This window comes from Mesonia profundi, from assembly GCF_031085155.1.
GTDB lineage: Bacteria > Bacteroidota > Bacteroidia > Flavobacteriales > Flavobacteriaceae > Mesonia > Mesonia profundi.
Genome location: NZ_JAVHUL010000021.1, coordinates 1 through 26185, shown reverse-complemented (window position 1 = coordinate 26185; position 26185 = coordinate 1). Strand labels below are relative to the sequence as shown.

Genomic DNA, 26185 nt, shown 5'->3' with positions numbered 1-26185 from the left:
CTTTTTTAATTCAAAAAAATCTAAATCTACATTATACAGTTCAAAAAAGCCATTTTTGTTAAATGGAATTCCGAGTTTTAAAAAGAAAATGAAATTTTGTTGACATCAATTTCCTACTATTATTTAAAAGCTCTCCATATGTTTTTTAAAATCAAGAAGCTCGGGGATTAATTGTTGAGCTGCTTAAAAATTATTTTAAAATCAAATAATCATGTATCTTAAAGCTTTCGTAGTGAAATTCTAAGCTCTTTCTGTTAAAGCTATTTATATTTCTCTAAACGCATCAAAAATTTAGTCTTAAATATTATGCGTGCATAATAAAAATTATTATATTTGAACAATGAGTATTATATATGAAAGAAAAAACAATAGACTATGTGTTAAGAGCCACTTGGATTGCGGTCTCTAAAATGTACAATGAGGAAGCCAGCAGAAAAGGAAGCACTATGGCTACTGGTTTTGCTTTATTAAACATAGATCCAGATGAAGGCACCCCCTCGACCTCTTTAGGTCCTAAAATGGGAATGGAAGCCACGAGTCTTTCGAGAACACTTCGAACCATGGAAGATAAAGGTCTAATCGTTAGAAAAAGAAATCCAGAAGACGGAAGAAGTGTTATCATCCAGCTCACTGAATTTGGCAATGAAATGAGGGCCTTTTCTAAAGAGGTGGTCTTTAAGTTTGATGAAGCTGTCAACGATGCGATTCCTAAAGAAGACCTTGCCACTTTTAACCGCGTAGCCCATACTATCATGGAATTAATCAACAACAAAAAAATTTATAAATCAAAAACTCCTGTAAAATAATTATGAAAAGAAACATTAAAAAAGTAGCTGTCATAGGATCAGGAATTATGGGAAGCGCTATTGCTTGCCACTTCGCCAATATTGGCGTAGAAGTCCTGTTACTAGACATTATCCCTAGAGAATTAAACGATAAAGAGAAGAAAAAAGGCTTAAGCTTAGAAGATAAGGTGGTACGAAATAGAATTGTAAATCAAGACTTACAAGCTTCGTTAAAATCTAAGCCCTCTCCTATTTATCATCAAAAATTTGCCAGTAGAATTACCACGGGGAATTTAGAAGATGATATTCATAAAGTGTCTGAAGTAGACTGGATTCTGGAAGTGGTTGTAGAACGCTTAGATATTAAAAAACAAGTTTTTGATAACCTAGAAAAGCACCGTACCCCTGGTACATTAATTACTTCTAACACTTCGGGTATTCCTATTAAATTTATGAGCGAAGGAAGAAGTGATGATTTTCAGAAGCACTTTTGCGGAACTCACTTTTTTAATCCGCCACGATATTTAAGATTATTTGAAATTATCCCGGGTCCAAAAACTTCTCCAGAAGTCTTGGACTTTCTAAATGGATACGGAGAAAAGTTCTTAGGAAAAAAATCGGTTGTCGCTAAAGACACACCTGCTTTTATAGGAAATAGAGTCGGTATTTTTAGTATTATGAGTCTTTTTCATATGGTAAAAGATATGGATATGACTATTGAAGAAGTTGATAAACTCACAGGACCTGTGATTGGACGTCAAAAATCGGCTACCTTCCGTACGGTAGATGTTGTCGGTTTAGACACCTTGGTTCACGTTGCCAATGGACTTTATGAAAATGTCCCCGATGATGAGCAGCACGACCTCTTTAAGTTGCCCGGCTTTATCGATACCATGATTGAAAACAAATGGCTGGGAAGTAAAACTGGTCAAGGTTTTTATAAAAAAGAAAAAAACAAAGATGGTTCTAGCAATATCAAATCCTTAGATTTAGATACCCTAGAATATAGAGAGCGTAAAAGCGCTTCTTTCTCCACCTTAGAATTAACCAAAACCATCGACAAGGTAGCCGATCGTTTTGAGGTTCTCATCAATGGAAAAGATAAAGCAGGTGAGTTTTATCGAAAGAATTTCTCTGCCCTTTTTGCGTATGTATCCAATCGTATTCCAGAAATATCTGATGATCTTTATAAAATAGATGATGCTATGCAAGCTGGATTTGGATGGGAACACGGACCTTTTCAAATTTGGGATGCCATTGGCGTTGAGAAAGGAATCAAGTTGATGAAAGAGCAAGGTTATGAACCTGCATCTTGGGTGAATGAAATGATTGATTCAGGAAGCAAATCTTTTTATTCCGTAAAGAATGGAAACACCTATTACTATGATATCCCTAAGAAAGAACAAGTAAAAGTTCCTGGTCAAGACGCCTTTATTATTTTAGATAATATTAGAGAATCTAAGGAAGTATTCAAAAATAGCGGAGTTGTCGTAGAGGATCTTGGTGACGGAATCTTAAACGTAGAATTCCGCAGTAAAATGAATTCTATTGGTGGTGATGTCCTTGACGGAATAAATAAAGCCATTGATCTAGCCGAAAAAGAATACCAAGGTTTGGTGGTTTGCAATGACGGACAAAATTTCTCTGTGGGTGCCAACATCGGAATGATCTTTATGATGGCTGTAGAGCAAGAATATGACGAGTTAAATATGGCCATCAAATATTTTCAAGATACGATGATGCGCATGTGTTATTCTTCTATTCCAACCGTTTCTGCACCTCACAATATGACCCTTGGTGGAGGTTGCGAACTTTCGCTTCACGCGGATAAAGTAGTAGCTCACGCCGAAACCTATATTGGTTTAGTCGAATTTGGAGTTGGTGTAATCCCTGGCGGTGGAGGTTCTAAAGAAATGACCGTAAGAGCGGCAGACACTTTCCAAAAAGATGATGTAGAATTAAACCGACTTAGAGAGCATTTCTTAACCATAGGAATGGCAAAAGTATCTACTTCAGCATACGAAGCCTACGATACCAATATCCTTCAGAAAGGAAAAGATATCGTGGTGATGAATAAAGACAGACAATTGGCAATTGCCAAACAACACGCTTTATTAATGGCTCAAAATGGCTACACTCAACCTATTCAGCGAACAGATGTCAAAGTTTTAGGAAAACAAGCGCTTGGGGCATTTTATGTAGGAACAGACCAAATGTATGCCGGAAAATACATTAGTGAACACGATAAGAAAATCGCCAATAAACTCGCTTATGTGATGGCTGGCGGGGATTTATCTGGTTCCTCATACGTGAGCGAGCAATACCTACTAGACCTAGAACGAGAAGCTTTCTTATCACTCACAGGAGAACGAAAAACCCTAGAAAGACTTCAGCATATGTTGAAGAAAGGGAAACCGTTGAGAAACTAGTGTTTAAAAAGACTTATGAAAAAATGACTTATGACATAAGACATAAAAATTAGAAAAGTAATATGGCTGCTAAACATAACTTTAGAAAGTTGACGATATGGAAGGAAGGAATTGAATTAGTAAAAGAAACTTATTCTGCCACTAAAAAATTTCCGAAATCAGAAATATATTCATTGACAAGTCAAATTCAACGTTCTGCCATATCTATACCTTCTAATATCGCTGAAGGAACGAGCAAAAGCACTAATAAGCATTTTTTACAGTATTTAGAAACTGCTTTAGGTTCAGCTTTTGAGTGGGAAACACAATTAATTATTGCATTCGAAATCAATTATATTTCAGAAGAGTCATTTAAGCATTTAGAAAATAAAATTCAAATAATCCAAGGGATGATTACAAGATTTATGGAAAAGATAGAAATTTTATAATAAAGGCATCTTACGTCATAAGTCCTATCATCTTAAGTCAAAATAAATAAAACAATGAGCAAAACCGCATATATAGTAAAAGCATATAGAACCGCCGTAGGTAAATCTTCTCGCGGAGTTTTCAGGTTCAAAAGACCCGATGAATTAGCTTCTGAAACCATCCAGTACATGTTGGAGCAGTTGCCAGATTTTGATACCTCAAGAATCGACGATGTAATTGTAGGAAATGCGATGCCTGAAGCCGAGCAAGGCTTAAACATGGGACGTTTAATTTCTCTTATGGCATTAAAAACGGTAGATGTAGCAGGAGTCACCGTAAACCGCTATTGTGCTTCTGGATTGGAAACCATTGCCATCGCCAGCGCAAAAATACAAAGCGGACAAGCCGAATGTATTATTGCAGGAGGCGTAGAAAGCATGAGTTACATCCCTATGGGAGGTTACAAGCCCGTACCCGATTATAAATTGGCCAAAGAAGGACACGAAGATTATTACTGGGGAATGGGACTTACGGCAGAAGCTGTAGCCAACAAATACAATGTTTCTCGAGAAGACCAAGATGAATTTGCTTTCAACTCTCATCAGAAATCTTTAAAAGCATTAGCAGAAGATCGTTTCCAAGATCAGATTGTGCCTATCAAAATTGATGAAACTTATGTTGAAGATGGGAAAAAGAAAACCAGATCTTACACGGTTAACAAAGACGAAGGTCCGCGTGCCAATACTTCCTTAGAAGCTTTAGCCGGATTACGTCCTGTATTTGCAGAAGGAGGAAGCGTAACTGCCGGTAACTCTTCTCAAACGAGTGACGGTGCTGCATTTACCTTGGTGATGAGCGAAGCGATGGTGAAAGAACTTAAATTAGAACCTATCGCAAGACTGGTAAGCTTTACCGCCGTTGGGGTAGAACCTCGCATTATGGGAATTGGCCCTGTAAAAGCAATTCCGAAAGCCTTAAAACAAGCCGGATTAAAACTAGAAGATATGGAGCTTATCGAATTGAACGAAGCTTTTGCTTCTCAATCTTTAGCTGTTATTCGGGAGTTAGGAATAAATAAAGACATCCTAAATGTAAACGGAGGAGCTATTTCTATGGGACACCCACTAGGATGTACGGGAGCAAAATTATCGGTTCAAATCTTTGATGAAATGCGTAAGCGCAATCTTCAAAATAAACACGCTATGGTAACTATGTGTGTAGGAACAGGTCAAGGTGCAGCCGGAGTTTATGAGTTCCTTTCGTAAGAAAAAACAGAAACAAGAGACAAGAAACTAGACGTAAGAAAATCACTCGAGAGGACAGGCGAGAATAGAAAATATATTAATCAGATACAATTAGAAAAATTGGAAGAGAAAGTGGATGAATTTCAAAAGATGACTAGGGGTTTTCAAAATGCCTTGTAAAGTATAACATCTCTTATCTATTTTCTTATTCCTTAAAAAATCAACATAGTAAAATGAAGACAACAGAAAATAAAAAAGATATCCTTCGCGGCGGACAGTTTCTCGTAAAAGAAACCAAATGTGAAGATGTTTTTACTCCGGAGGATTTTAACGAGGAGCAAAACATGATGAAAGCATCGGTGAAAGAATTTGTAGACCGCGAAATCTGGCCGAACAAAGAAGAATTTGAAAACAAAAACTACGACCTCACCGAAGAGGTAATGCGTAAAGCAGGAGAACTCGGTTTCTTAGGCGTAGCGGTTCCAGAAGAATATGACGGACTAGGAATGGGATTCGTTTCTACCATGTTGGTGTGTGATTATATTTCGGGTGCAACCGGTTCTATCGCTACTGCTTTTGGAGCGCATACTGGGATTGGAACGATGCCTATTACGCTTTACGGAAACGAGGAGCAAAAGAAAAAGTACGTTCCTAAATTAGCTACGGGAGAATGGTTTGGCGCCTATTGCTTAACCGAACCTGGTGCTGGTAGTGATGCTAACTCTGGAAAAACCAAAGCCGTTCTTTCTGAAGATGGAAAACAGTATAGTATTTCTGGTCAGAAGATGTGGATTTCTAATGCAGGTTTTGCGAATGTATTTATTGTATTTGCAAGAATTGAAGACGACAAGAACATCACGGGGTTCATCGTAGAAAACAATAAAGAAAACGGAATCTCTTTTGGAGATGAAGAAAAGAAATTAGGGATTCACTCCTCCTCTACCCGTCAGGTATTTTTTAGCGAGACGAAAGTGCCGGTAGAAAATATGCTTTCAGAAAGAGGAAACGGTTTCAAAATTGCGATGAATGCACTTAATATTGGTCGTATAAAATTAGCAGCAGCTACTTTAGATGCGCAACGTCGTGTTACTGATATCGCAGTAAAATATGCGACAGATCGGGTTCAATTTGATACCGCCATCGCCAATTTTGGAGCGATTAAGTATAAATTGGCAGAAATGGCAACCTCAGCTTATGCCGGAGAATCTGCTTCGTATAGAGCAGCAAAAAATATTGAAGATCGTATTGCTATCCGTCAAGCGGATGGAAGTTCTCACGCTGACGCGGAATTAAAAGGAGTAGAAGAATATGCTATCGAATGTTCTATTTTAAAAGTAGCTTGTTCTGAAGATGTTCAAAACTGTAGTGACGAAGGAATCCAGGTTTTTGGAGGAATGGGATTCTCTGCAGATACGCCTATGGAATCTGCTTGGAGAGATGCTCGTATTTCTAGAATCTACGAAGGAACCAACGAAATTAATAGAATGTTAACCGTTGGAATGTTGGTTAAAAAAGCGATGAAAGGTCATGTAGACTTATTAGGCCCAGCTCAAGCGGTAGCCGATGAATTAACAGGAATCCCTTCTTTTGACAAACCCGATTATACGGAATTGTTTGCCGAAGAAAAGGAAATGATTGCCAACCTAAAGAAAGTATTCTTAATGGTAGCAGGAAGTGCCGTTCAAAAATTTGGACCCGATTTGGAAGAGCACCAACAGCTTTTATTAGCAGCTTCAGATATTCTTATCGAGATTTATATGGCAGAGTCTACTTTGTTAAGAACCGAAAAGAATGCGAAGAAAAACGGGGAAGATGCTCAAAAAGAACAAATCGCGATGACGCAATTGTACCTATACAACGCGGTAGATATCGTGATTAAAAATGCAAAAGAAGGAATCGTATCTTTTGCTGAAGGAGATGAACAACGCATGATGCTCATGGGACTTAAGCGTTTCACTAAATATCAAAATATGCCTAATGTGGTAGCACTAAGAAATACCATTGCAGAAAAGTTAACTGCAGAAAATAAATACTGTTTTTAAAAAGTTAGGTTAATACCAATTTAATTTTGTAATGTCGTACATAAAACGAAGTTGCTTTTTTATTCTATGACGCTGCGATTAGTTTGCATAGCCATAGCTATGGAAATTATGAGCAAGGAAATAGAACGGAAAATGAACGAGTTTAAATACGATATTACATTGTTAATTTGGTATAAGTTAAGTTAGTTGAATGAAAGCCGTGTCTCGTCATAAGGATACGGCTTTTCTTAGTTAAATATAGCAGAGTCTGATTAAGATGCTAGACCGCTTCTCGCCAGAATGATTTCTTTAGGGCTGGCCCGCCCGAATGGGACGGGCGGGCGCTATAAGATAATAGACGTAAGATTAAATCGAAAATTACTCATCATCTACTTCTTTAAAATTATACATCTATGATAAATTTTAAAACAGAGCTCAATATAAAAGCAATGCAACCAAAAAATAGCTTTATTACTTGCTATAATTGACTTAAACAGATTCGAAAATATTTCAATATAGTTCGACTAAGATGCTAGGCTTAAAACACATCAAAAATATAGAGGGATTAAACTTTCCAAGAGAGTTAAAAAATAATTTCGCTTACTTCCGTAAAGGTGATTTCATTTTCTACAATGCCTAATTCATATTGTGACAAGCGCTCTTCGCCAATCACAAAAAGTTCATCTTCTCGTATAATCAAATCAAATCCGCTAACGGGAATGGAAGAAACAAAATTGGGGTATTGAGGGTCAGATACATCTAGAATTCTAACCACATTCAAGTCGGCTACCAATAAATAATTTTCGTAAAGCCCTAATCCTATAGGTCGGTTCATTTGCACAGTAGTCAATAATTGTGGATATAAAGGATTCTCTGTATTGTAGACTTCTAGTTGATTTACTTCCCCTTCGCAGGTAATATTGGTGTGCAACGTAACATATGTAAAATCTCCTGAAGAAACCACAGGATCACAACTTCTCATATGAAGTACTTCGGCCAATTGAAGCGGATTTTCGGGCGCCGAAATATCATAAATATACATCCCCAATCTACTTCCTACGAAAAGTTTATCCTCAAACCCATATAAGGTTTCAATATCAAAACCTATATACGTATTTCCTTTAAAAACAGGTTGAGAAGGATTAGTAACCTCAAAAACACTTAAGGATTCTTCGCCTACGGTGTATAAATAATTTCCGACAAGAGCAAAGCGAGCTAGGCTTCCTCCCATGCCATCACCTCCAACATCGTTAGGACTTGCAGATTCACTACTGTCTGAACTACAAGCAGACACGATAATAACTAAACAAAGTAGTATAAATTTTTTCATGGATTTAATTTTTGAGTTGGTAACCAATAATGACGTGATCTGCTGGCACATCGAAATAATCTGCCCTAAAACCATCTGGAGAATTTAACCTAGGAAAAACATTAGAGGATCTTGTCATTCCCTGTATAGTTTGCGTATAAAAATTGAAATCTATCGCTACCAAATCTACCAAGTGATGTACAAAAATGATATTTCCTCTAATGGCTAAATCTGTCGCGCCAGGTACCTTAAGATAAGCGATGGCTTCAGGAGTTTCGGGGTTGATATTGTTGTAGATATGAAAGCCTTCTTCACTTTCATTAATCAAGATATACTGTTCTTTTACATACACTTTCCCCGCATGACTTGTAGGTCGAGTGGATTGGAGTTCGATCTCCTCCTCAAAGGCTGCTCTCGCTTGTGTAATGGGTTCATATTGACTTTCGTAAACATAAATATCATCATCTCCTCCCCAATTAAAGCAGGATTGTAAGCTAATAATGACTAAGCTAAATAGCAGGTATTTTATGACTCTCATAACTAGATTGATTTTCAAGTAGATGAGAAAATTTAAAAAGGGTTGCTTCATTTTTGAAAAATATCTTAAGTTCTTCTCTTAAAAAATCATTTTTAACAGATCCCTAAGAGGATACTTTTTAAAATCGGTGTAAATTTCAAGTTATGAAGTATTCTTACCCACACACGTTGTTTATAGCTCTATTTTTTAGCTTTTTACTTTCCTCCCAAGCTCAAACTGTAAAAGATACAACCCAAGTGGATACCGCCACGAGTATGCCTTCTAAAGAAAGTATTGTTGACGCAAAAAAGGATAGACTCCAAACCAATCCTATTCAAGAATACAATGATGCTTATTATATATTAGGAAGACTTAATGAAGGCATAGGATTACCTTCGAGTCAATATAACTTACAAACTCCTCAAGCCGCTTTAGAACATTTTATCGCTTATGCTCGAAACGAAGAATATGAGGAAGCTGCATATGCGTTAAATTTAAATTTACTTCCCAGCTCTATCAGCAAAGAGGAAGCAGGGATTTTAGCAGAGAAATTCTATTTCGTGCTCAATCAACGTATAAAAATTGACTGGGGCGATTTGCCAGATCGACCAGACGGCCAAGTAGATATCAGTACTACGACCAATCAAGCGGTAGCGGGAAAACCTAGACGAAGCATAGTTTTTGGGGAGGTTAACTTAGAGAATAGAACTGTAGTATTGAGACTACAACGCATAAAATATAAAGATTATGGTGCTTTTTGGATGATTTCTTCCAATACCGTAGAGAATATAGAGGATCTCTACAAAATTTACGGACCTAGAAAATTAGATCGCGCCATGCCTTCTTGGGCAAGAATTAAAATATGGGATACTCCCATTTGGAAACCTGTAGGAACCCTTCTACTAATGGTGTTATCCTACTTTCTTGGAAAAGGGCTTCTCTTATTATCTAGAAAACTCTTTTTAAAATCAGATAAAGTATGGGTCAACAATATCTCTAAGCGTTTATCTAAACCCGCAGGGATCACCTTCGGAATCCTTATTTTTTACATTCTTCTTAACGAACTTATTTCCTTTACTGGACCTTCTGCCACTACCTTATATGCTATTCTCCTTATCATTGTTATTAGCTCCATTACTTGGTTAATTATGAGATTGATTGATTACCTCATGGTTTATGTAGCCGAAAATAAAATAGGCGATACCAACCCTGAGGAAAATTCTGAAGCTAGAATGATGCTTACCTACATTTCTGTCGCTAGAAGACTTATCACTTTTGTGGTAATCATTATTGGCGCCAGCATCATTTTATCACAATTTAGATCCTTAGAAAAGTTAGGGATTTCTTTATTGGCTTCTGCTGGAGTCGCCACCGTGATTTTAGGTATTGCTGCTCAAAGTACCTTAGGAAATATTATTGCCGGAATTCAAATTGCCATTACCAAGCCCGCTAGAATTGGGGATACTGTTATTATTAATGACGACTGGGGTTATGTAGAAGACATAAGGTTTACGTATATGGTAGTAAGAACTTGGGATTTAAGAAGACTGGTTGTTCCGCTTCGATTTATTGTTTCCAACACTTTCGAAAACTGGTCTATGACTAGTGCCAGCCAAATAAGATCTATTACCTTATATGCAGATTACCGTATTGATGTAAGTAAAGTGAGAAAGAAATTTAAAGAATTATTAGAGCAAGAAGAAGATTGGGATAAAAATCACCCTCCAACAGTGCAAGTGGTAGATGTGACTGAGAAAGCTATAGAAATAAGAGCGCTTTGTAGCTCTAAAGACGCGAGTCATACTTGGGACTTACATTGTGAGCTAAGAGAGAAACTAGTGAAGTATATAAGTGAACTAGAAGATGGAGCGCACCTTTCTAAGTCTAGAGTAAAACTTCAAAACAATACTAGAGATAAAGAAAACTAATTAGCGCCTAGATTGTTAAATATTTAAGTTTTTAAGTAAAAGTTTATCAATAGCTTAACTAGCATTTTGATTGTTCAGCACAGTTTGTATGTATCTTTACATCAAGTAAAAAACGCTACAAACATAAAAACCAAAAAAATTATGAAACTAGGAAGATTATTATTAGGCTTAGCCTCTGGAGCGGCTGCAGGAGTAGCAGCAGGATTATTATTCGCACCTAAAAAAGGATCTGAAACCAGAAAGCAAATCGCAGATACAACCAACGACTATGTGAGTGATGCTAAAGGTAAAGTAGAGAGTGCTAAAAACTCTTTAGAACATAAATTAGATTCTTTAAAAGCGAAGAAAAACTCGATGACCGCAGATAATAAAGTAGAAGAAGCGGCTTATGACGCTAAAGCTAAAGTACACAAAGCAATTAGCTAAGTCAACAGCACGTATAGAATAATGAAAATCGCCTATTTATATGGGCGATTTTTTTTAGTTTAATTCATTCTTGCTATGTTCCATCGCAGTGCTGCTGTGTTTGAAATAACATGTTTTAACCCCTAGTTCATTCATTTCTGAAAGCATCGATTTCACTTTCTTTCTTTTCTTTCTTTTCGTTTGTCGTATATAAATAGTACTAATGTTTTTAGGGAAAATTTTAGAAATATCTCTATAGATATACGGGTCCTGTTGTGAGTCGTCGCCCAATAATATAAAATGAAGTTCTGGATAAAACTCTACAAGATGCCTAATCTTATAAAACTTATGATTGTGATCTCCCCCACCCGAGCCTAAAAAATCTCGTAATCCAGATTTGATATCTTTTAGCTTTAAAACCGCTTTGGGAAACTGATGTATTTCAGTAAACTGAATGATAAAATTATATAAGTTCCACTCGCTACTACTCACATAAAAGAATGCATTGTTTTTGCTATGGTCCTTTCTACCTATCTGATTCAAGAGTCGGTAATGTTCTACTACCTTTTCAAAAACCTTCCGCTTGTTGACATTTCGCGTTAGCATCACATAGAGTTTTTTAAAGATATTTCCTGAATGAGAAACCAAAAAGGTGTCGTCAATATCTGATATTACGCCATATTCTCCCGGAAAAGGTTTTACAAACTCCCCCTCTTCTTCGTGAGATTCATGAGAATTTTCTTCTTCTAAAACTTCCATAGTGAATTTATGCCATCCAGGTTCTATATCGCCTTCATAAGGAATCATCATCCTAAAATGTCCATCATCCAAGGTTTTCGTTTTTACCTCTAGATTTTTATATTTAAAAACAACGCTGGCATTGCTTTCGGTTTTAATCCTAAACATGCGTAACACCTGCCAAGCGTGCTGGTACCATTTTTTATTTAGCTTGAATACATCGGGCGTGTCTTTTTCAAATACATGGCCAAAAACCATGATTTTCCGCTCATTTGCATAACCTCTATAAACTTTTAATCCAAGTGCCATAAATTATAATAAGGATAACAGATAATCTCTTTATATTAGATAAATTAGCTTGTCATAAATAAGTAGGTATGAAAATTTTATTAGTGATCAACCCCATAAGTGGCGACTCTGATAAAGAGTCTTTAATACATTCCATAAAACAGCGTACCTCTAGCAAGATAGAGATTTTTAGAACTACAGGAAAAGATGATATAAAAAAAATAGAAAATCTCATCGCTACACATGATTTTGAAAGAGTTTTGGTAGCTGGAGGTGATGGCACTATCAAATTAGTAGCCGAAGCCATGGAAGACCAATCCTTGCCCGTTGGTATATTACCTGCAGGATCTGCCAACGGCCTAGCCTACGATCTTGAGCTACCTATAGAGCAAGAAGCTTTTATTAATGTGGCTTTGGGCGATAAAAAGAAGGAGATTGATGCGATCAAAATTAACGATCAGCTCTGTTTGCACATAAGTGATTTAGGGCTTAATGCGGAATTGATTCGGGAATATGAGCAAGGTGCTTTTAGAGGTAAATTTGGGTACGCGCTACAAACCATTCCCACACTTTTTAACACAGAAGGCCCTCATGATTTTACCATTCATGCGAATGAAAAAAACATCCACCGAAGAGGAATTATGCTTGCTATAGCCAACTCCAAAAAATTTGGAACTGGAGCGATGGTCAATGCCAGCGGAAAAATTGATGATGGCGTTTTTGAGCTATTGTTATTTAAGAAGTTGGACGTTTTTGAAGTCCTCAAAACTTTAACCAAAGACGCTCAACTCTCCCCTGAATTTTTGGAGGTTATTCCCACTAAAAAAGCCAGCATCCAAACGCTTAAAAAAGTAGATTTTCAAATAGACGGAGAATATTGCAAAGCTCTGCAACATGTGGAAGCCGAAATTTTACCTAAAAAAATAAGTGTTTTTGTTAGGTAAGCTTACTCTACCAGCTGCTTCTTAAAACCTTCTGTCATATACTCTTTGGCTTTATTCTGCTCGTCTAAATACGTATAATAAACTTCAATATCTTTTACTCGCTTCAGGAATTCAATCGTTTTCTCGTGTCCCATCGCCATAATGGTCGTCGCATATGCATCTGCCTCCGCACAAGTTTTAGCAATCACCGAAGTACTCGTGATATTGGTTTGTTCTGCTTTTCCGGTTAACGGATTTATAGTGTGCACGTATTTATTTCCGCTAAGGCTATCCATTCTAAATTTTCTATAATTACCACTAGAAGCCAAGGATTGATTTTCTAGTTTCAGCGTATGCGTATAGCTGCGGTCTTTCAACTCAGAGTCGATTCCTTCAACGCCCACCATCCAGCTTTTATTTTTCTCAGTATTTTTTCCTTGAGTTCTAATCTCTCCTCCCAATTCAATAAGATAGTTTTCAATGCCTTTAGATTCTAAAAACTCCCCAATCAAATCGATACCGTACCCCTTAGCTATGGCGTTAAAATCTAAATAAGTGTTGCTGTTTTCTTTACGGATTTGATTCGTTTCCGTTAAACGGATTTTAGACAAACCAACCATGTGTCGCAAAGAGTCCAGAACAGTGCTGTCCATACGTTTTAATGGCTCATCATCCCCAAACCCATAAGCGTTACGCAATACGCCTACTGTAGGATCAAAATAACCCTCACTTTCTTGATGAATACGCTGGGAAAGCTTTAAAACATGAACAAAAATGACATCTACGACAATCGTAGAATCTCCTTCGTTGACTTTTGTAATAGCACTCGTGGGCAAATAAGTACTCACCGATTGGTTAACTTCTTCTACAATAGCATCTATTTCGTTTCCATAATCTTCTTCCTCGAAATATTTGATATGGTATTCGGTACCAAAGGCATTTCCGTTAAGGTAAGTTCCACTTTCTTTAGTTTCTTGACAAGAGATTAAGAAGAGAAGCGCAAATAGGATTAATAGGTAGTATTTCATTATACTTGTTTTATTCCGGGATACAATTGGGCAAAATCTTCGTCTTTAAGTACAGGCTTTTCAAAATCGTCTGCATGCCCTAAACCTACCGCTGCGTAAAAAGTAGTGGCATCAAACTTTTCGCCATGATCTTTTACTTTCTGCACTAGGATTTTATCCATATCAGATACTTTTTGCGGATGACAAATCGCTCTCACCACCACAAAACTCATTTGCTTTCCTTTTTGAATCACAAATTGAGGGTTTCGCTGTAGTTTTGAGTTCACGGCTAGAAATTCATAGCCTTGATTTTCCAAATCTTTTCCTACGATATTCATCGCAAGGTTATGCAACTCTTGCGCAGTTAACTTTTCATTCATCCTGCAAATATAAGAAGCATTTTTCCATTAAAATACTCTACGGAAAAGAAGTTTCTTACAACTACATTTACCTAACACACTGTTAATTAAAATTTTAAATAGAGTTTTTTAAATTTTATGAATTAACTTTAAGTGTAAATTATTAATTATGAAGCTCCCTAAACGAACAGAAGATGCCCTTGAGAAGCTATATACTGCTTTTCATAAAGGCAAGTTAATCCCAGAATGTCACTCGCAATGCGCGGTAGGAAATATATGTAATAACACTACGGCTTGGCAACATTTAACCGAACATCACGGATCTGGAAAACTGAGTTATGTAGGAATAGTTCATGAAAGATTGGGCCGAAAGTTCTTTGGTTTTAGTCCGTTGGAGTTATTACACATAGAGCAAGAATTTCTTTCAGGCTGTGGGTATGCGCTTCCTTTACATTATTTGAGAAGAAAGAATCAACTCCATCAAGATAATTTATTTGAGGGGTTGACTAAAGTGGTCGCTTATCTATGCCAATTAGAAAACATCGATAATGTGATGGATTGTTCTCTGCTTTTCGATTATAAAATAGGAGAATCACAAGTTGATGAGAGTTTGCAGGAAGCTTAAAAAATTATAAATGTAAAAGTGAAAGGTAAATGATTGAAAAGAATCAATTTTCTGATTACTTCCTCAACACTTATCTCGCATTACTTGTTTATTTTCGATTTCAAATTCAATTAACTTCGCCTTCGAACTACGCTTTTACAGACCCTGATTTTCTTCGGAATAGTTTCCTCGTAAAGTCTTCCCCTTACTTCGACGGGGCTCAGCACATGCTTTTTAAAGGAGAAACCTCATGATAAATATGTAAAAATGAAAGATTGGATCGACACTTCGAAGTAGCTCAGGGTGAAATTTAAGAGTATCAATCTAAATAGTATAGAAATTCAGTTGACAAAAAAGAGCAAAAAAAAGCCGCTTTTAAAAAAGCGGCTTTTGCATTTTATCCTCCGAAATCATCGAATCGGATATTTTCATCTGGCATTCCAAAATCTTCACCCATTTTCTGAACCGCTTGATTCATTAATGGAGGTCCACAGAAGTATAATTCAATTTCTTCTGGTTCGTCATGCTTAGATAGGTATTGGTCGATTACCACTTGGTGAATAAATCCAACAAAACCATCTCCTTCAGAATGAATATCATCTTTCACTTTCCAGTTATCTTCTTCCGCAGGTTCCGATAAGGCCAAGTGGAATTTGAAGTTCGGAAAATCTCTTTCTAATTCTCTAAAGTGCTCCATGTAGAACAACTCTCTTTTGGAACGTCCTCCATACCAATACGTAACTGTTCTTCCCGTTTTCAGGGTTTTGAACAAGTGATATAGGTGAGAACGCATAGGTGCCATTCCTGCTCCTCCTCCAACGTAAAGCATTTCAGCCTCTGATTCATTGATAAAGAATTCCCCGAAAGGTCCAGAGATTGTTACTTTATCCCCTTTTTTACAGTTAAAGATATAACTAGAAGCAATACCAGGATTTACGTTCATCCACCCCCCTTTAGCACGATCAAAAGGAGGTGTGGCGATACGTACGTTCAACATAATCTCTCTTCCTTCTGCAGGATAAGAGGCCATGGAATAAGCACGCTCTACAGTCTCGGCGTTTTTCATCACCAACGGCCATAATTTAAATTTCTCCCACTCATCTTTAAATTTGTCTGGAGTTTCATGCTCCTCTGGGTGAGCTGTAATATCCATGTCTTCAAACTTAACCTCACAAGGTGGAATCTCAATCTGGATGTATCCTCCAGCTTTGTAATTCATATCTTCAGGAATCTGCACTACAAACTCCTTAATAAAAGAAGCTACGTTATAGTTACGCACTACGGTTGCTTCCCATTTCTTAATTCCAAATACTTCTTCTGGAATATGAATATTCATATCTTGTTTCACTTTTACCTGACAAGATAAACGTGCCCCATCTTTTAATTCTTTCCGTGAAAAGTGAGGAGTCTCTGTAGGAAGAGCTTCTCCTCCTCCTTCTAATACGTGACATTCACATTGAATACACGTACCCCCACCCCCACAAGCAGATGGTAAAAATATTTTTTGATTTCCTAAGGTAGATAAAAGAGTCCCCCCTGAATCTACTTCAATTTTCTTCTCATCATTAATCGTGATGGTTACAGGTCCTGATGGAGAAAGCTTTTGCTTGGTAAATAAAAGTAAGCCAACCAATAATAAAGTAAGAACCAAAAAGGCCAACACGGTTGCAATTATTACTCCTAAAGTGCTTGCTGCTAAAAACATACTATTGTTTTGTATTAGGTTCTGAAACTACAAAAGTAGTTTCAGGAGATTCTACATTACTATCTTCTAGGGTATCTTCGTTAAACCCAACATTTTCTGGATTACCATCTAAAGAAGGTTTTTCTTCGTCTCCTCCTGTCAACATCCCTCCAAAGCTCATAAAGCCAATAGCCATTAAACCTGTGATGATAAAGGTAATTCCTAATCCTCTTAATGCAGGTGGGACATTGCTATAACGTATTTTCTCTCTAATTGCGGCAATAGCTACAATGGCTAAAAACCATCCAATTCCCGAACCAAAACCATAGTTAAGCGCTAGGCCTAAGGTAGCAATATCTCTAGACTGCATAAATAAAGACCCTCCTAAAATCGCACAGTTTACAGCAATAAGAGGTAAGAAAATACCTAAAGAGTTATATAGAGACGGTGAAAACTTTTCTACAACAATCTCTACCAATTGAACCATCGTTGCAATGGTTGCAATAAATAAGATAAAAGAAAGGAAGCTTAGGTCATACTCGGCATATTCGGCTCCAAGCCAAGACAATGCTCCTTCTCTTAAAATATATTGATCTAATAACCAGTTTAAGGGAACGGTAACGGTTAGTACAAAAATTACAGCGGCTCCTAAACCTACAGCGGTACTTACTTTTTTAGATACAGCCAAGTAAGAACACATTCCTAAGAAATATGCAAATACCATGTTATCTACAAAAATGGACTTAAAAAACAATTCTATATGTTCCATGTGATTTTATTTTATAGCTAGTGTGCTATTAATTTTCTTCAATTAATTCTTTATTTCTGGTTCTTTGAACCCAGATGATAATTCCCACCACGATTAAGGCCATTGGAGGCAATACCATAAATCCGTTATTTTCATAACCGTAAGCATACAATCCTGTTTTTTCTACAGAATCTCCTAATACTTTAAATCCGAATAAGGTACCTGAACCAAAAAGCTCTCTAAAGAAACCTACAATAATTAATATTAAACCGTAACCTGCTGCATTTCCAATTCCGTCAAGGAAAGACCTCCAAGGTCCGTTTCCTAAAGCAAAAGCTTCAAAACGTCCCATAATAATACAGTTGGTAATAATTAATCCAATAAAGACCGATAGCTCTTTACTCAACTCGTAAGCGAAGGCTTTTAAAACTTGATCTACAATAATCACCAAGGTGGCTACCACTACTAATTGAACAATAATTCTAATTTTAGAAGGTATGATGTTTCTCATTAGAGAAATCACAACGTTACCTACTCCTAATACAAATATTACTGAAACCGCCATTACAATAGAAGGCTTTAACTGCGCCGTAATTGCTAGTGCAGAACAGATTCCTAATACCTGAATGGTAATTGGGTTATCATCTGCTAATGGGTCTGTAATTAATTTTGCATCTTTTTTTGATAATAGTCCCATGGCTTATTTATTTAATGTTTTAAAATAGGGTACATACAATTTAATATCCTTCTTTAACATCGCTGCAACTCCGTCACCTGTAATGGTGGCTCCTGCAATCGCATCTACCGCATTGTCTGAAGTATCTTCGTTCTTTGGATCATTGTTCCCTTTAGCAACTTCAATTCCTTTAAAGGCATCTCCGTTTAAGAACTGCTCTCCAGTAAAGTCATCCATAAAGTAGCGCTGCTTGATCTCTGCACCCAGTCCCGGAGTTTCCCCCTTATGGTCATAATAGACACCTTGCACTGTCATGGATTTATCTACCGCAACAAAACCCCAGATAGCATCCCAAAGTCCTTTTCCTCTTACTGGAATCACGTAAATCTCTTTACCCTCTTTTTCTCCCACAAATAAAGGAAGTCTTCTCTCGTAAGAATCATCTTTGGCTTTGGTCTCTTCTTTCTTTAAGTCGATAAGGTACGCTTTGTCATCTTTAGTGACTTTATCCCCTTGAATCACCAATTGTTTGGTGATGTAAGTATTAAACTCTTCTTCTACTTCTTGGGTAGAAATAAAAGCTACATCATTTGCACCTTCATTATTATTTACGCCCATAGCGTAAAGAATATTTTGTTGCTTCTCGTATTTTTCGTTAGCCTTAATCATAGGTTTTAATCCGCTAGCAAAACCTGCTAGTAGACTTCCTACAACCACCACCATAATAATAGCAAAAATGATGGTATAGCTATTTTTATCTGTATTTACTGCCATGGTTATGCTGTTTTAACTTTTAAACGTTTTTGTCTTCTCTTAATATTCCCTTGAAGAACGTAATGATCTATAGTTGGAGCAAAAACATTCATTAATAAAATTGCTAAGAAAACTCCTTCTGGATAAGCGGGGTTAAACACGCGAATCATAATAGAAATAAATCCGATAAGGAAACCATAAATCCACTTTCCTTTATTGGTTTGTGCAGCACTCACTGGATCTGTTGCCATATATACTGCCCCAAATAAAATACTTCCTATAATTAAGTGTTGCCAGAAAGGAACATTCATTAAGCCATAGAATTTAGAAGATTCTTCTATCCACCCTGCACTTATAACTCCGTTGAAAATAAGTCCCATTATCAAAGCCCCAACTAGGGTACTTAAAATAATTCTCCAGCTTCCCACTTTCGTAAAGATTAAAAATAAAGCTCCTATGATAATCAATAATTTTGACGTCTCTCCAACAGATCCTGGTATAAACCCAAGAAACATATCTTGCAAACTATACATGATATCTTGGTTTTGGGCGTAACTACCTAAGATGGTTTCTCCCGAAATAGCATCTAGATTTGCTCCACCAGCGATTTCTTTAGAACGCTCTACAGCACCGTGAACCCATACTTTATCTCCACTCATCCAGGTTGGATAAGCGAAAAACAAGAAAGCACGAATCGTTAATGCGGGGTTAAGGATATTCATCCCTGTTCCTCCAAACACTTCTTTTCCTATTACTACACCAAAAATTATCGCTACGGTAAGCATCCATAATGGAATATCTACTGGTACGATAAGTGGCACTAACATTCCTGTTACCAAGTATCCTTCTTCTACCTCGTGACCTTTAACCACGGCGAATAAAAATTCGACTGCAAGACCAACTCCGTAAGAAACAATCACCAAAGGTAAAATGGTGATACATCCCATAAGGAAGTTATCCATGGTAAAAAAGTTTGCCAAGGGCGCTGCTCTTAAGGTTTCATCTATAGCGGCATAATGTTGGTATCCTGCATTAAACATCCCAAATAACAAACAAGGAACCAAAGCTAAGATCACCGTATTCATGGTTCTCTTTAAATCATCTGCAGCACGTATGTGCGATCCAGAGTGCGTGGTTTCGTTTGGCAGGTATAGAAAAGTATGCAATGCATTAAATGCAGGAGCCATTTTTTTGCCCTCATACTTTTTCTTTAGCTTATGTAAATTCTCTTTCAATCCCATAATACTATCCTATTTCTTTATACATTAAATCTAATCCTTTTCTAATAATCTCTTGATGCGGCTGTTTAGACACACATACAAATTCGGTAAGAGCAAAATCTTCAGGAGCTACTTCGTACATTCCCATAGCTTCCATTTCATCTAAATCTTGAATCATACAAGCTTTAAGAATTTGTAACGGATATATATCTAAAGGAAAAACCTCCTCATACTTCCCGGTAAGCACAAAAGCTCTATGCTCTCCGTTGGTATTGGTATTTAATTCATACTTTTTATTAGGCTGCATCCAAGAGAATGTCAATGCTCTAGAAGTAGAGATTTTATTAAAAATAGGTTTATTCCATCCAAAAAATTCATAATCATCTCCTTCAGGAATCACGCTAATCATATTTGCATAGTAGCTTAAAAAGCCGTCCATTGGCTCTTTAACTCCGGTAAGTACATTTCCATTAATGACACGTACATTATCTTCGTTAAGACCTGCATCTTTTATAATTCCGTTAAGACTCATTCCTAAGGCTGCACGATAATACTTTGGTGTTTTCACACTAGAACCAGCTACAGCGATAATTCTTTCGGGATTAAATCTTCCTGTAAGTAATAACTCTCCAATAATGACCAAGTTTTGAGCCTCTAAAGTCCAAATCGTTTCACCTTTATTTACGGGAGCCAACATTCCTATTTGCGTTCCCACATTCCCTGCTGGGTGCGGACCTGCAACAGAGTGCAACTCTATATTTCTCATAGAAGAAAATACCGAAGACTTTTTATCTCTAACTCCTACATGAACCTTTCCTGCTGTCATTTTTGACAAGGCAGTTAAAGCAGCTTGAAGTTCTTTTTCTTTTCCTTTTAACACAAAATCATAATCTGGTGCTAAAGGCGCTGAAGAAAATCCTGAAATAAAGATATCTCTCGGAGCCGTTTCTGGATCAGCGACAACGTCATAAGGACGCTGCTTGATAAATGGCCAAACCCCACCTTCTAAAAGCCTAGATTTAATCGTATCTCCATCAGAAGACTCTACACTTAAAGAACCAAAATCGGTTACTTCTTGCTGAGCATCTGCTTCAATAACAATCTTTAAAATCACTCTCTTTGCTCCACGTTCAATCGCAGTTAAAGTACCGCTTACGGGAGAGACAATTTTAACCTCTTTATTAGCCTTAGAATAAAAAATAGGATCCCCCACTTTTACTTTTGCTCCTTCTTTGACCAACAATTTAGGAGTAACTAGATGAAACTCTGATGGTTTTATTGCAAAAGTCTTCGATTTTGGAGCGTTAGAGATGGCTTTCTCAGCCTCCCCTTTTAGCCGCAAATCTAGACCTTTCCTAACTTTAATGTCTTTTGACATAATCCTGTATAAGTTAATATTCGCGGTTGCAAATTTAATAATTAAATCCTCTTCTTGCTTCAAAGTTAATTACAAGTTACCTATTTATACGCATTCTAAATAACTTATTTTTAAGGTATTTTTTTACTTCCGTGAAAACGGTGCATTTTATGTATATTTAACCCCAATTATTTTATGAGTTTATGAGACATTATTCGCTAGTCATCTTATTTCTACTTTTTTACCCTTTATTACAAGGACAAGAATTAGAAACTACCCCGCCAGAATTTATTAGAACGATTCAGTTTAAGGGAGAGCAGGAGTTTACGGGAACCCCCATTATTGCATTAGGGCAACCTATGAGCCTAGAATTTGATGACCTGATAGGGGATGAAGCCGATTATTTCTACACTATAGAACATTTTAATTTCGATTGGACGCCTTCAGATTTATCTAAGAACGAATTTATGAGCGGCTTTGATGATGTTCGCATCTTAAATTACGAAAACTCGTTCAATACGCTTCAAATTTACTCTCATTACAAATTGAACATTCCCAATAAAAACACCCGAAGACTTAAAGTAAGTGGAAATTACATGGTTAAGGTGTGGGATGAAAACAGGGATTTGGTTTTTTCTAGAAAATTTATGGTCTATGAAGATATCGCATTGATTAAAGTAGAGATTAAACGCTCTAGAAAACTAAAATATATCAACACTAAGCAAGTGGTTAATTTTTCGGTTGACGGAAGTGATAATATCTTATTTAGAAATCCCAATCAGAATTTAAAAACCCTGATTATCCCCAACAATAATTTACAAAAATCTATTTACAACCTGAAACCTCAATATTCTGTAGGAAACGAACAGATCTATAAATACGACCAAGAAGCTTCCTTTTGGGGCGGAAACGAATATTTATTTTTCGACAATAAAGATGTGCGTGGTTCTACCATGAATATTCGTTCTATAGAATTGCTAGACATTTACAACACCTATTTATTTGCAGATAAGGTTAGAAAATTTGATCCTTATACCTATAATCCAGACATTAACGGAAACTTTGTGGTCAACACTTTGCAAGGTGACAATGCCAACATCCAAGCCGAATATACCTGGGTTCATTTTTACTTAAACAACTACGAGCGTTTAAATGGAGGAGAAGTTCATATCTACGGAAACTTTAATAATTACAGCTTAGACGATTCTACCAAGCTTACCTACAATTCAAAAAAAGACGTTTATGAAACCAAGCGACTTTTTAAACAAGGTTTTTACAACTATAAATATGTTTTGCTAGAAAAGGACGGTACGATTAACGAAGGCTATTTCTCTGGTGATTTTGATAAAACCGAAAACCAATACACCGTTCTTGCTTATTACAAGGAACTTGGCGGAAGATATGATAGAATCATAGGCGTAGGAAGTGGCAGCAGTAGAAATATCACCAATTAAAATCACAGCAAGACACTTATAGACCTCTTATACTTTACGGAAAAGAGGTAAGGTGTAATTTTTGACTGAAATTTCCTACTAAAGAGATACAATGAAATCAAAAACTTAGAAAACAATTCTTCGTTTATGATTTTAAATACTATATTTATTTTTTTAGAAAGGCTAACAAAAATAATTTCATTTTTTTGGACCAATAGATTATGATTCAACAAGTAACACGCGGCATAAAGATTTCTGTAAGAACCAATTTTCAAGGTACTTACCTAAAGAACTATAAAAAACATTTTGCCTTTTCTTACCGAATTATCATCGAAAATCAAAGCAATGATTCGGTACAACTCACCTCGCGTTTCTGGAGAATCAAAGATGCTCTAAGCAAGAATGAAGTCATTGAAGGCGAAGGCGTTATCGGCAAAAAACCGGTGATTAAACCTGGAGAATCACATACCTACAGCAGCGGGTGTCTAATCACTTCTCCGTTTGGATCTATGAGCGGATATTACAATATGGTCAATTTTACTTCTACCAGAAAATTTAAAGTATTAATCCCTTCGTTTAAGCTAAGCGCTCCCTTTGCGATTAACTAATAGTCGTTTTCGATTAAGATCTTAGATGCTAGATTACGAGAGCATCAATCAAGATTACGGCAACGAATTTGTACTCTTTCTCCCAAGAAAATTCAATTTTTAACTTTCGATACAATTATCTTTACGGACTTTGCGATAGCCTTTGCGTGAAATTTTGGGTTAAACTCGCTGAATTTCCATTTAAAACTGATAATTATTTAACTTCTAACAAGCTGATTTCCTTAGTACTCAACTCTTCAAACTGAAGTGTTTTTTTATACGTTTTAACCACAGCCTGAGTGACACTTGTCGTTTTCAACTCACCGCGGTCGATTATCAAATCTCCTTTTTTCTGATGATGAAAACTCCAAATCTCTTTTTCAGTGATATGCTGATGCTTCTTTAAGAACTCTTTCCAATGCTGTTCTCTTTCTTTCCGCTGCAGCGGATTATAAGTCATTGCCGCCGACCAGATTTGTGGCTTTACCTCTTCCGCAAACAAATGTTTCTCTTTCCCATCCCAAACCCAGCGCCAAAGTTGAAGCTTCTCTTTATACTCCATACTAATCAGCGTAAAAGGCTCTACCCCCTCTAAATTAAAAGAATCAAAAAATTCTTGAAGATCATTGGTTTTTAGTGCTTCTTTTACCACCACGCCCCTACTCATCGTATACGTAGACTTTCGTTGATGCGATTCAAAACCTCCGTTCATCAAACACACCAATCGCTGTTGAGAACTTAAACCCACCCAAGTTCCTCCTGCAGTTTTATCTTTAGGATAATAGAGATCCACCTTATCTTCTAGATAATGCTGGGGAACCAACGTGGGTCTATGAATAGATTCGTCTCTATTGGAGGTGAAAACGAACGAATTCTCTTCCGCTTTAAGCGGAAAAAAAGTTAGGGTACACATAAATAATAGTTTGCTAAATTAACTTAACACAACTTAAGAAAACCTTAGGCTTAAACCAAAATCAATTTGGTTTATTTTCCCTATATTTATGGCCGAAAATAATTTACAAAACAATAAAAAATAAAAATATTATGGGGAAAGGATTTTTTCAAGTTCCACCAGCGGTAAACGAACCTATTAAAAGTTACGCACCAGGAACACCGGAAAGAGAAGAAGTATTACTTATGTATAAAGATATGTACAATACGAAAGTAGATGTACCTCTTTATATTGGTTCTGAAGAAGTAAGAACTAAAAATACAGCGACGATACATCCTCCGCACGATCATAAACACAATTTGGGAGTATATCATTTAGCCGAAAAGAAACACATCAACAAAGCGATTGATGCTGCTATGGATGCTCGTCACAAATGGGCAAAACTTCCTTGGGAGCAACGCGCGGCAGTATTTTTAAAAGCAGCCGATTTAATTGCCGGTCCTTACCGTCAAAAGATGAATGCTTCAACCATGATTGGACAGTCTAAAAACGTATTTCAAGCAGAGATTGATTCGGCTTGTGAGATTGTTGACTTTTTGCGTTTTAACGTAGAATACATGACTCAAATTTATGAAGAGCAACCAGAATCTGATGAAAAAGCCTGGAACCGCGTAGAGCATAGACCTCTAGAAGGTTTTGTATATGCGATTACTCCGTTTAACTTTACGGCCATTGCAGGGAATTTACCTTCTGCACCTGCATTAATGGGGAATGTAACGATTTGGAAGCCTAGTGCTTCACAAATGTTTTCTGCGAAAGTATTGATGGATGTATTCCAAGAAGCTGGTGTTCCAGACGGGGTAATTAATATGGTGATGGGAGATCCTGCCATGATTACCGATACCATCTTGGACAGCCCAGATTTTGCTGGAGTTCACTTTACAGGAAGTACCGATGTATTTAAAGGTTTATGGTCTAAAATTGGTCAAAACATCGATAAATATAAAACGTATCCTAGAATTGTAGGAGAAACTGGAGGGAAAGACTTTATTATGGCTCACCCTTCTGCGAACGCAAAAGAAGTATCTACTTCTATCGCAAGAGGAGCTTTTGAATTTCAAGGTCAAAAATGTAGTGCTGCTTCTAGATGCTACGTTCCTAAAAGTATGTGGGACGAAGTAAGAAGTGATCTAGAAGAAGATCTTGGTTCGTTTAAAATGGGTTCTCCAGAAGATATGGGTAACTTCATTAATGCGGTAATCCACGAAAAATCTTTTGATAAATTAGCGAAGTATATCGACCAAGCTAAAAAAGACAAAGACGCCGAAGTAATTATTGGAGGAGGTTATGATAAATCTAAAGGCTACTTTATTGAGCCAACGGTTATCTTAACTACCAATCCTAATTATACTACCATGGAAACCGAGCTTTTTGGACCTGTAGTAACGATTTACGTTTACGAAGATGCGAAGTTTGAGGAAACCTTGCATTTAGTAGATGAAACGAGTCCGTATGCCTTAACCGGAGCTATTTTCTCTAAAGATCGTTATGCAGCAAGCTTAGCGACAGACATTTTACAAAATGCCGCTGGTAACTTCTACATTAATGATAAATGTACAGGAGCTGTAGTAGGAAAACAACCTTTTGGTGGTGCTAGAGCTAGTGGGACCAATGATAAAGCAGGATCTAAACTGAACTTATTACGTTGGTCTTCTCCGCGTTTGATTAAAGAAACTTTTGTACCTGCAACAGATTACAGGTACCCATTTATGGGTGAATAATTTTCACTTATATTGTCTAGTCCTAAATAATCGATACAGATTAATAAAGGATTAAATTTAATATTTAAAGCTGAACAATGACTTCATTG

Annotated in this window: 24 protein-coding genes; 12 read left to right on the top strand and 12 right to left on the bottom strand. The window is 36.8% G+C overall.

The window, feature by feature from the left end; all coding sequences use genetic code 11:
* Window positions 1-353 precede the first annotated feature (353 nt).
* The 5 genes from RBU60_RS08990 (at window position 354) to RBU60_RS08970 (ending at window position 6908) form a co-directional block, all read left to right on the top strand.
* Window positions 354-806 (top strand): MarR family winged helix-turn-helix transcriptional regulator, encoded by a 453-nt coding sequence (locus tag RBU60_RS08990; RefSeq protein WP_308864538.1) that lies wholly within the window; start codon window positions 354-356, stop codon window positions 804-806.
* A gap of 2 nt (window positions 807-808) precedes the next feature.
* Window positions 809-3214 carry a 3-hydroxyacyl-CoA dehydrogenase/enoyl-CoA hydratase family protein gene (locus tag RBU60_RS08985; RefSeq protein WP_308864536.1) on the top strand — a complete coding sequence of 802 codons (2406 nt, stop codon included), beginning with the start codon at window positions 809-811 and terminating at the stop codon, window positions 3212-3214.
* A 62-nt stretch (window positions 3215-3276) separates the two neighbouring features.
* Window positions 3277-3642: a four helix bundle protein gene (locus tag RBU60_RS08980; protein WP_308864535.1), complete on the top strand. Its 366-nt coding sequence runs from the start codon at window positions 3277-3279 to the stop codon at window positions 3640-3642.
* Window positions 3643-3696: 54 nt separating this feature from the next.
* Window positions 3697-4887, top strand: a complete 1191-nt coding sequence (locus RBU60_RS08975) for an acetyl-CoA C-acyltransferase (protein WP_308864534.1) — start codon at window positions 3697-3699, stop codon at window positions 4885-4887.
* Window positions 4888-5099: 212 nt separating this feature from the next.
* Window positions 5100-6908: an acyl-CoA dehydrogenase family protein gene (locus RBU60_RS08970; protein WP_308864532.1), complete on the top strand. Its 1809-nt coding sequence runs from the start codon at window positions 5100-5102 to the stop codon at window positions 6906-6908.
* Between the two features lie 562 nt (window positions 6909-7470).
* On the opposite strand, the gene RBU60_RS08965 is transcribed toward RBU60_RS08970, so the two are convergent.
* Together RBU60_RS08965 and RBU60_RS08960 are read right to left on the bottom strand one after the other, a co-directional pair.
* The gene (locus RBU60_RS08965; protein WP_308864530.1) at window positions 7471-8217 is read right to left on the bottom strand and encodes an LVIVD repeat-containing protein; all 747 of its coding nucleotides are present in this window, start codon (window positions 8215-8217) and stop codon (window positions 7471-7473) included.
* A gap of 4 nt (window positions 8218-8221) precedes the next feature.
* Window positions 8222-8734, bottom strand: a complete 513-nt coding sequence (locus RBU60_RS08960) for a hypothetical protein (protein WP_308864527.1) — start codon at window positions 8732-8734, stop codon at window positions 8222-8224.
* Between the two features lie 143 nt (window positions 8735-8877).
* On the opposite strand from RBU60_RS08960, the gene RBU60_RS08955 reads away from it, so the two are divergent.
* Both RBU60_RS08955 and RBU60_RS08950 read left to right on the top strand, forming a co-directional pair.
* Window positions 8878-10641 carry a mechanosensitive ion channel family protein gene (locus tag RBU60_RS08955; RefSeq protein ID WP_308864525.1) on the top strand — a complete coding sequence of 588 codons (1764 nt, stop codon included), beginning with the start codon at window positions 8878-8880 and terminating at the stop codon, window positions 10639-10641.
* A 141-nt stretch (window positions 10642-10782) separates the two neighbouring features.
* Window positions 10783-11067 (top strand): YtxH domain-containing protein, encoded by a 285-nt coding sequence (locus RBU60_RS08950; protein ID WP_308864523.1) that lies wholly within the window; start codon window positions 10783-10785, stop codon window positions 11065-11067.
* A gap of 54 nt (window positions 11068-11121) precedes the next feature.
* On the opposite strand, the gene RBU60_RS08945 is transcribed toward RBU60_RS08950, so the two are convergent.
* The gene (locus RBU60_RS08945) at window positions 11122-12093 is read right to left on the bottom strand and encodes an App1 family protein (protein WP_308864522.1); all 972 of its coding nucleotides are present in this window, start codon (window positions 12091-12093) and stop codon (window positions 11122-11124) included.
* Window positions 12094-12161: 68 nt separating this feature from the next.
* Here RBU60_RS08945 and RBU60_RS08940 point away from each other — a divergent pair, with 68 nt between their 5' ends.
* On the top strand, window positions 12162-13016 hold the full coding sequence (locus RBU60_RS08940; RefSeq protein ID WP_308864521.1) for a diacylglycerol/lipid kinase family protein: 855 nt from the start codon (window positions 12162-12164) through the stop codon (window positions 13014-13016).
* 2 nt (window positions 13017-13018) lie between these two features.
* On the opposite strand, the gene RBU60_RS08935 is transcribed toward RBU60_RS08940, so the two are convergent.
* On the bottom strand, window positions 13019-14023 hold the full coding sequence (locus tag RBU60_RS08935; protein ID WP_308864520.1) for an FAD:protein FMN transferase: 1005 nt from the start codon (window positions 14021-14023) through the stop codon (window positions 13019-13021).
* Entirely contained in the window at window positions 14023-14382 is a 360-nt protein-coding gene (locus RBU60_RS08930; RefSeq protein WP_308864518.1) for a Na(+)-translocating NADH-quinone reductase subunit F, read from the bottom strand. The genes RBU60_RS08935 and RBU60_RS08930 overlap by 1 nt, the downstream gene beginning before the upstream one ends.
* A gap of 148 nt (window positions 14383-14530) precedes the next feature.
* On the opposite strand from RBU60_RS08930, the gene RBU60_RS08925 reads away from it, so the two are divergent.
* On the top strand, window positions 14531-14986 hold the full coding sequence (locus RBU60_RS08925) for a Na(+)-translocating NADH-quinone reductase subunit F (protein ID WP_308864517.1): 456 nt from the start codon (window positions 14531-14533) through the stop codon (window positions 14984-14986).
* Between the two features lie 376 nt (window positions 14987-15362).
* Here RBU60_RS08925 and nqrF read toward each other — a convergent pair whose 3' ends face one another.
* The 6 genes from nqrF to RBU60_RS08895 are packed head-to-tail and all read right to left on the bottom strand — an operon-like array spanning window position 15363 to window position 21424.
* Entirely contained in the window at window positions 15363-16670 is a 1308-nt protein-coding gene (nqrF, locus tag RBU60_RS08920) for an NADH:ubiquinone reductase (Na(+)-transporting) subunit F (RefSeq protein WP_308864516.1), read from the bottom strand.
* Between the two features lies 1 nt (window position 16671).
* Window positions 16672-17418, bottom strand: a complete 747-nt coding sequence (gene nqrE, locus RBU60_RS08915; RefSeq protein WP_308864515.1) for an NADH:ubiquinone reductase (Na(+)-transporting) subunit E — start codon at window positions 17416-17418, stop codon at window positions 16672-16674.
* A gap of 28 nt (window positions 17419-17446) precedes the next feature.
* Window positions 17447-18094 (bottom strand): NADH:ubiquinone reductase (Na(+)-transporting) subunit D, encoded by a 648-nt coding sequence (locus RBU60_RS08910; protein WP_308864513.1) that lies wholly within the window; start codon window positions 18092-18094, stop codon window positions 17447-17449.
* Window positions 18095-18097: 3 nt separating this feature from the next.
* Entirely contained in the window at window positions 18098-18847 is a 750-nt protein-coding gene (locus tag RBU60_RS08905; protein ID WP_308864512.1) for a Na(+)-translocating NADH-quinone reductase subunit C, read from the bottom strand.
* 2 nt (window positions 18848-18849) lie between these two features.
* Window positions 18850-20067, bottom strand: a complete 1218-nt coding sequence (locus tag RBU60_RS08900) for an NADH:ubiquinone reductase (Na(+)-transporting) subunit B (RefSeq protein ID WP_308864511.1) — start codon at window positions 20065-20067, stop codon at window positions 18850-18852.
* 4 nt (window positions 20068-20071) lie between these two features.
* The gene (locus RBU60_RS08895) at window positions 20072-21424 is read right to left on the bottom strand and encodes a Na(+)-translocating NADH-quinone reductase subunit A (protein WP_308864509.1); all 1353 of its coding nucleotides are present in this window, start codon (window positions 21422-21424) and stop codon (window positions 20072-20074) included.
* 182 nt (window positions 21425-21606) lie between these two features.
* Here RBU60_RS08895 and RBU60_RS08890 point away from each other — a divergent pair, with 182 nt between their 5' ends.
* A complete protein-coding gene (locus RBU60_RS08890; RefSeq protein WP_308864507.1) occupies window positions 21607-22857 on the top strand; it encodes a type IX secretion system plug protein in 1251 nt (416 codons plus the stop codon).
* A 200-nt stretch (window positions 22858-23057) separates the two neighbouring features.
* Window positions 23058-23444, top strand: a complete 387-nt coding sequence (gene apaG / locus RBU60_RS08885) for a Co2+/Mg2+ efflux protein ApaG (protein WP_308864506.1) — start codon at window positions 23058-23060, stop codon at window positions 23442-23444.
* A gap of 193 nt (window positions 23445-23637) precedes the next feature.
* Here apaG and RBU60_RS08880 read toward each other — a convergent pair whose 3' ends face one another.
* Window positions 23638-24336 (bottom strand): NRDE family protein, encoded by a 699-nt coding sequence (locus RBU60_RS08880; RefSeq protein WP_308864505.1) that lies wholly within the window; start codon window positions 24334-24336, stop codon window positions 23638-23640.
* Window positions 24337-24467: 131 nt separating this feature from the next.
* On the opposite strand from RBU60_RS08880, the gene pruA reads away from it, so the two are divergent.
* Window positions 24468-26096, top strand: a complete 1629-nt coding sequence (gene pruA, locus RBU60_RS08875) for an L-glutamate gamma-semialdehyde dehydrogenase (protein ID WP_308864503.1) — start codon at window positions 24468-24470, stop codon at window positions 26094-26096.
* Window positions 26097-26185: the final 89 nt, after the last annotated feature.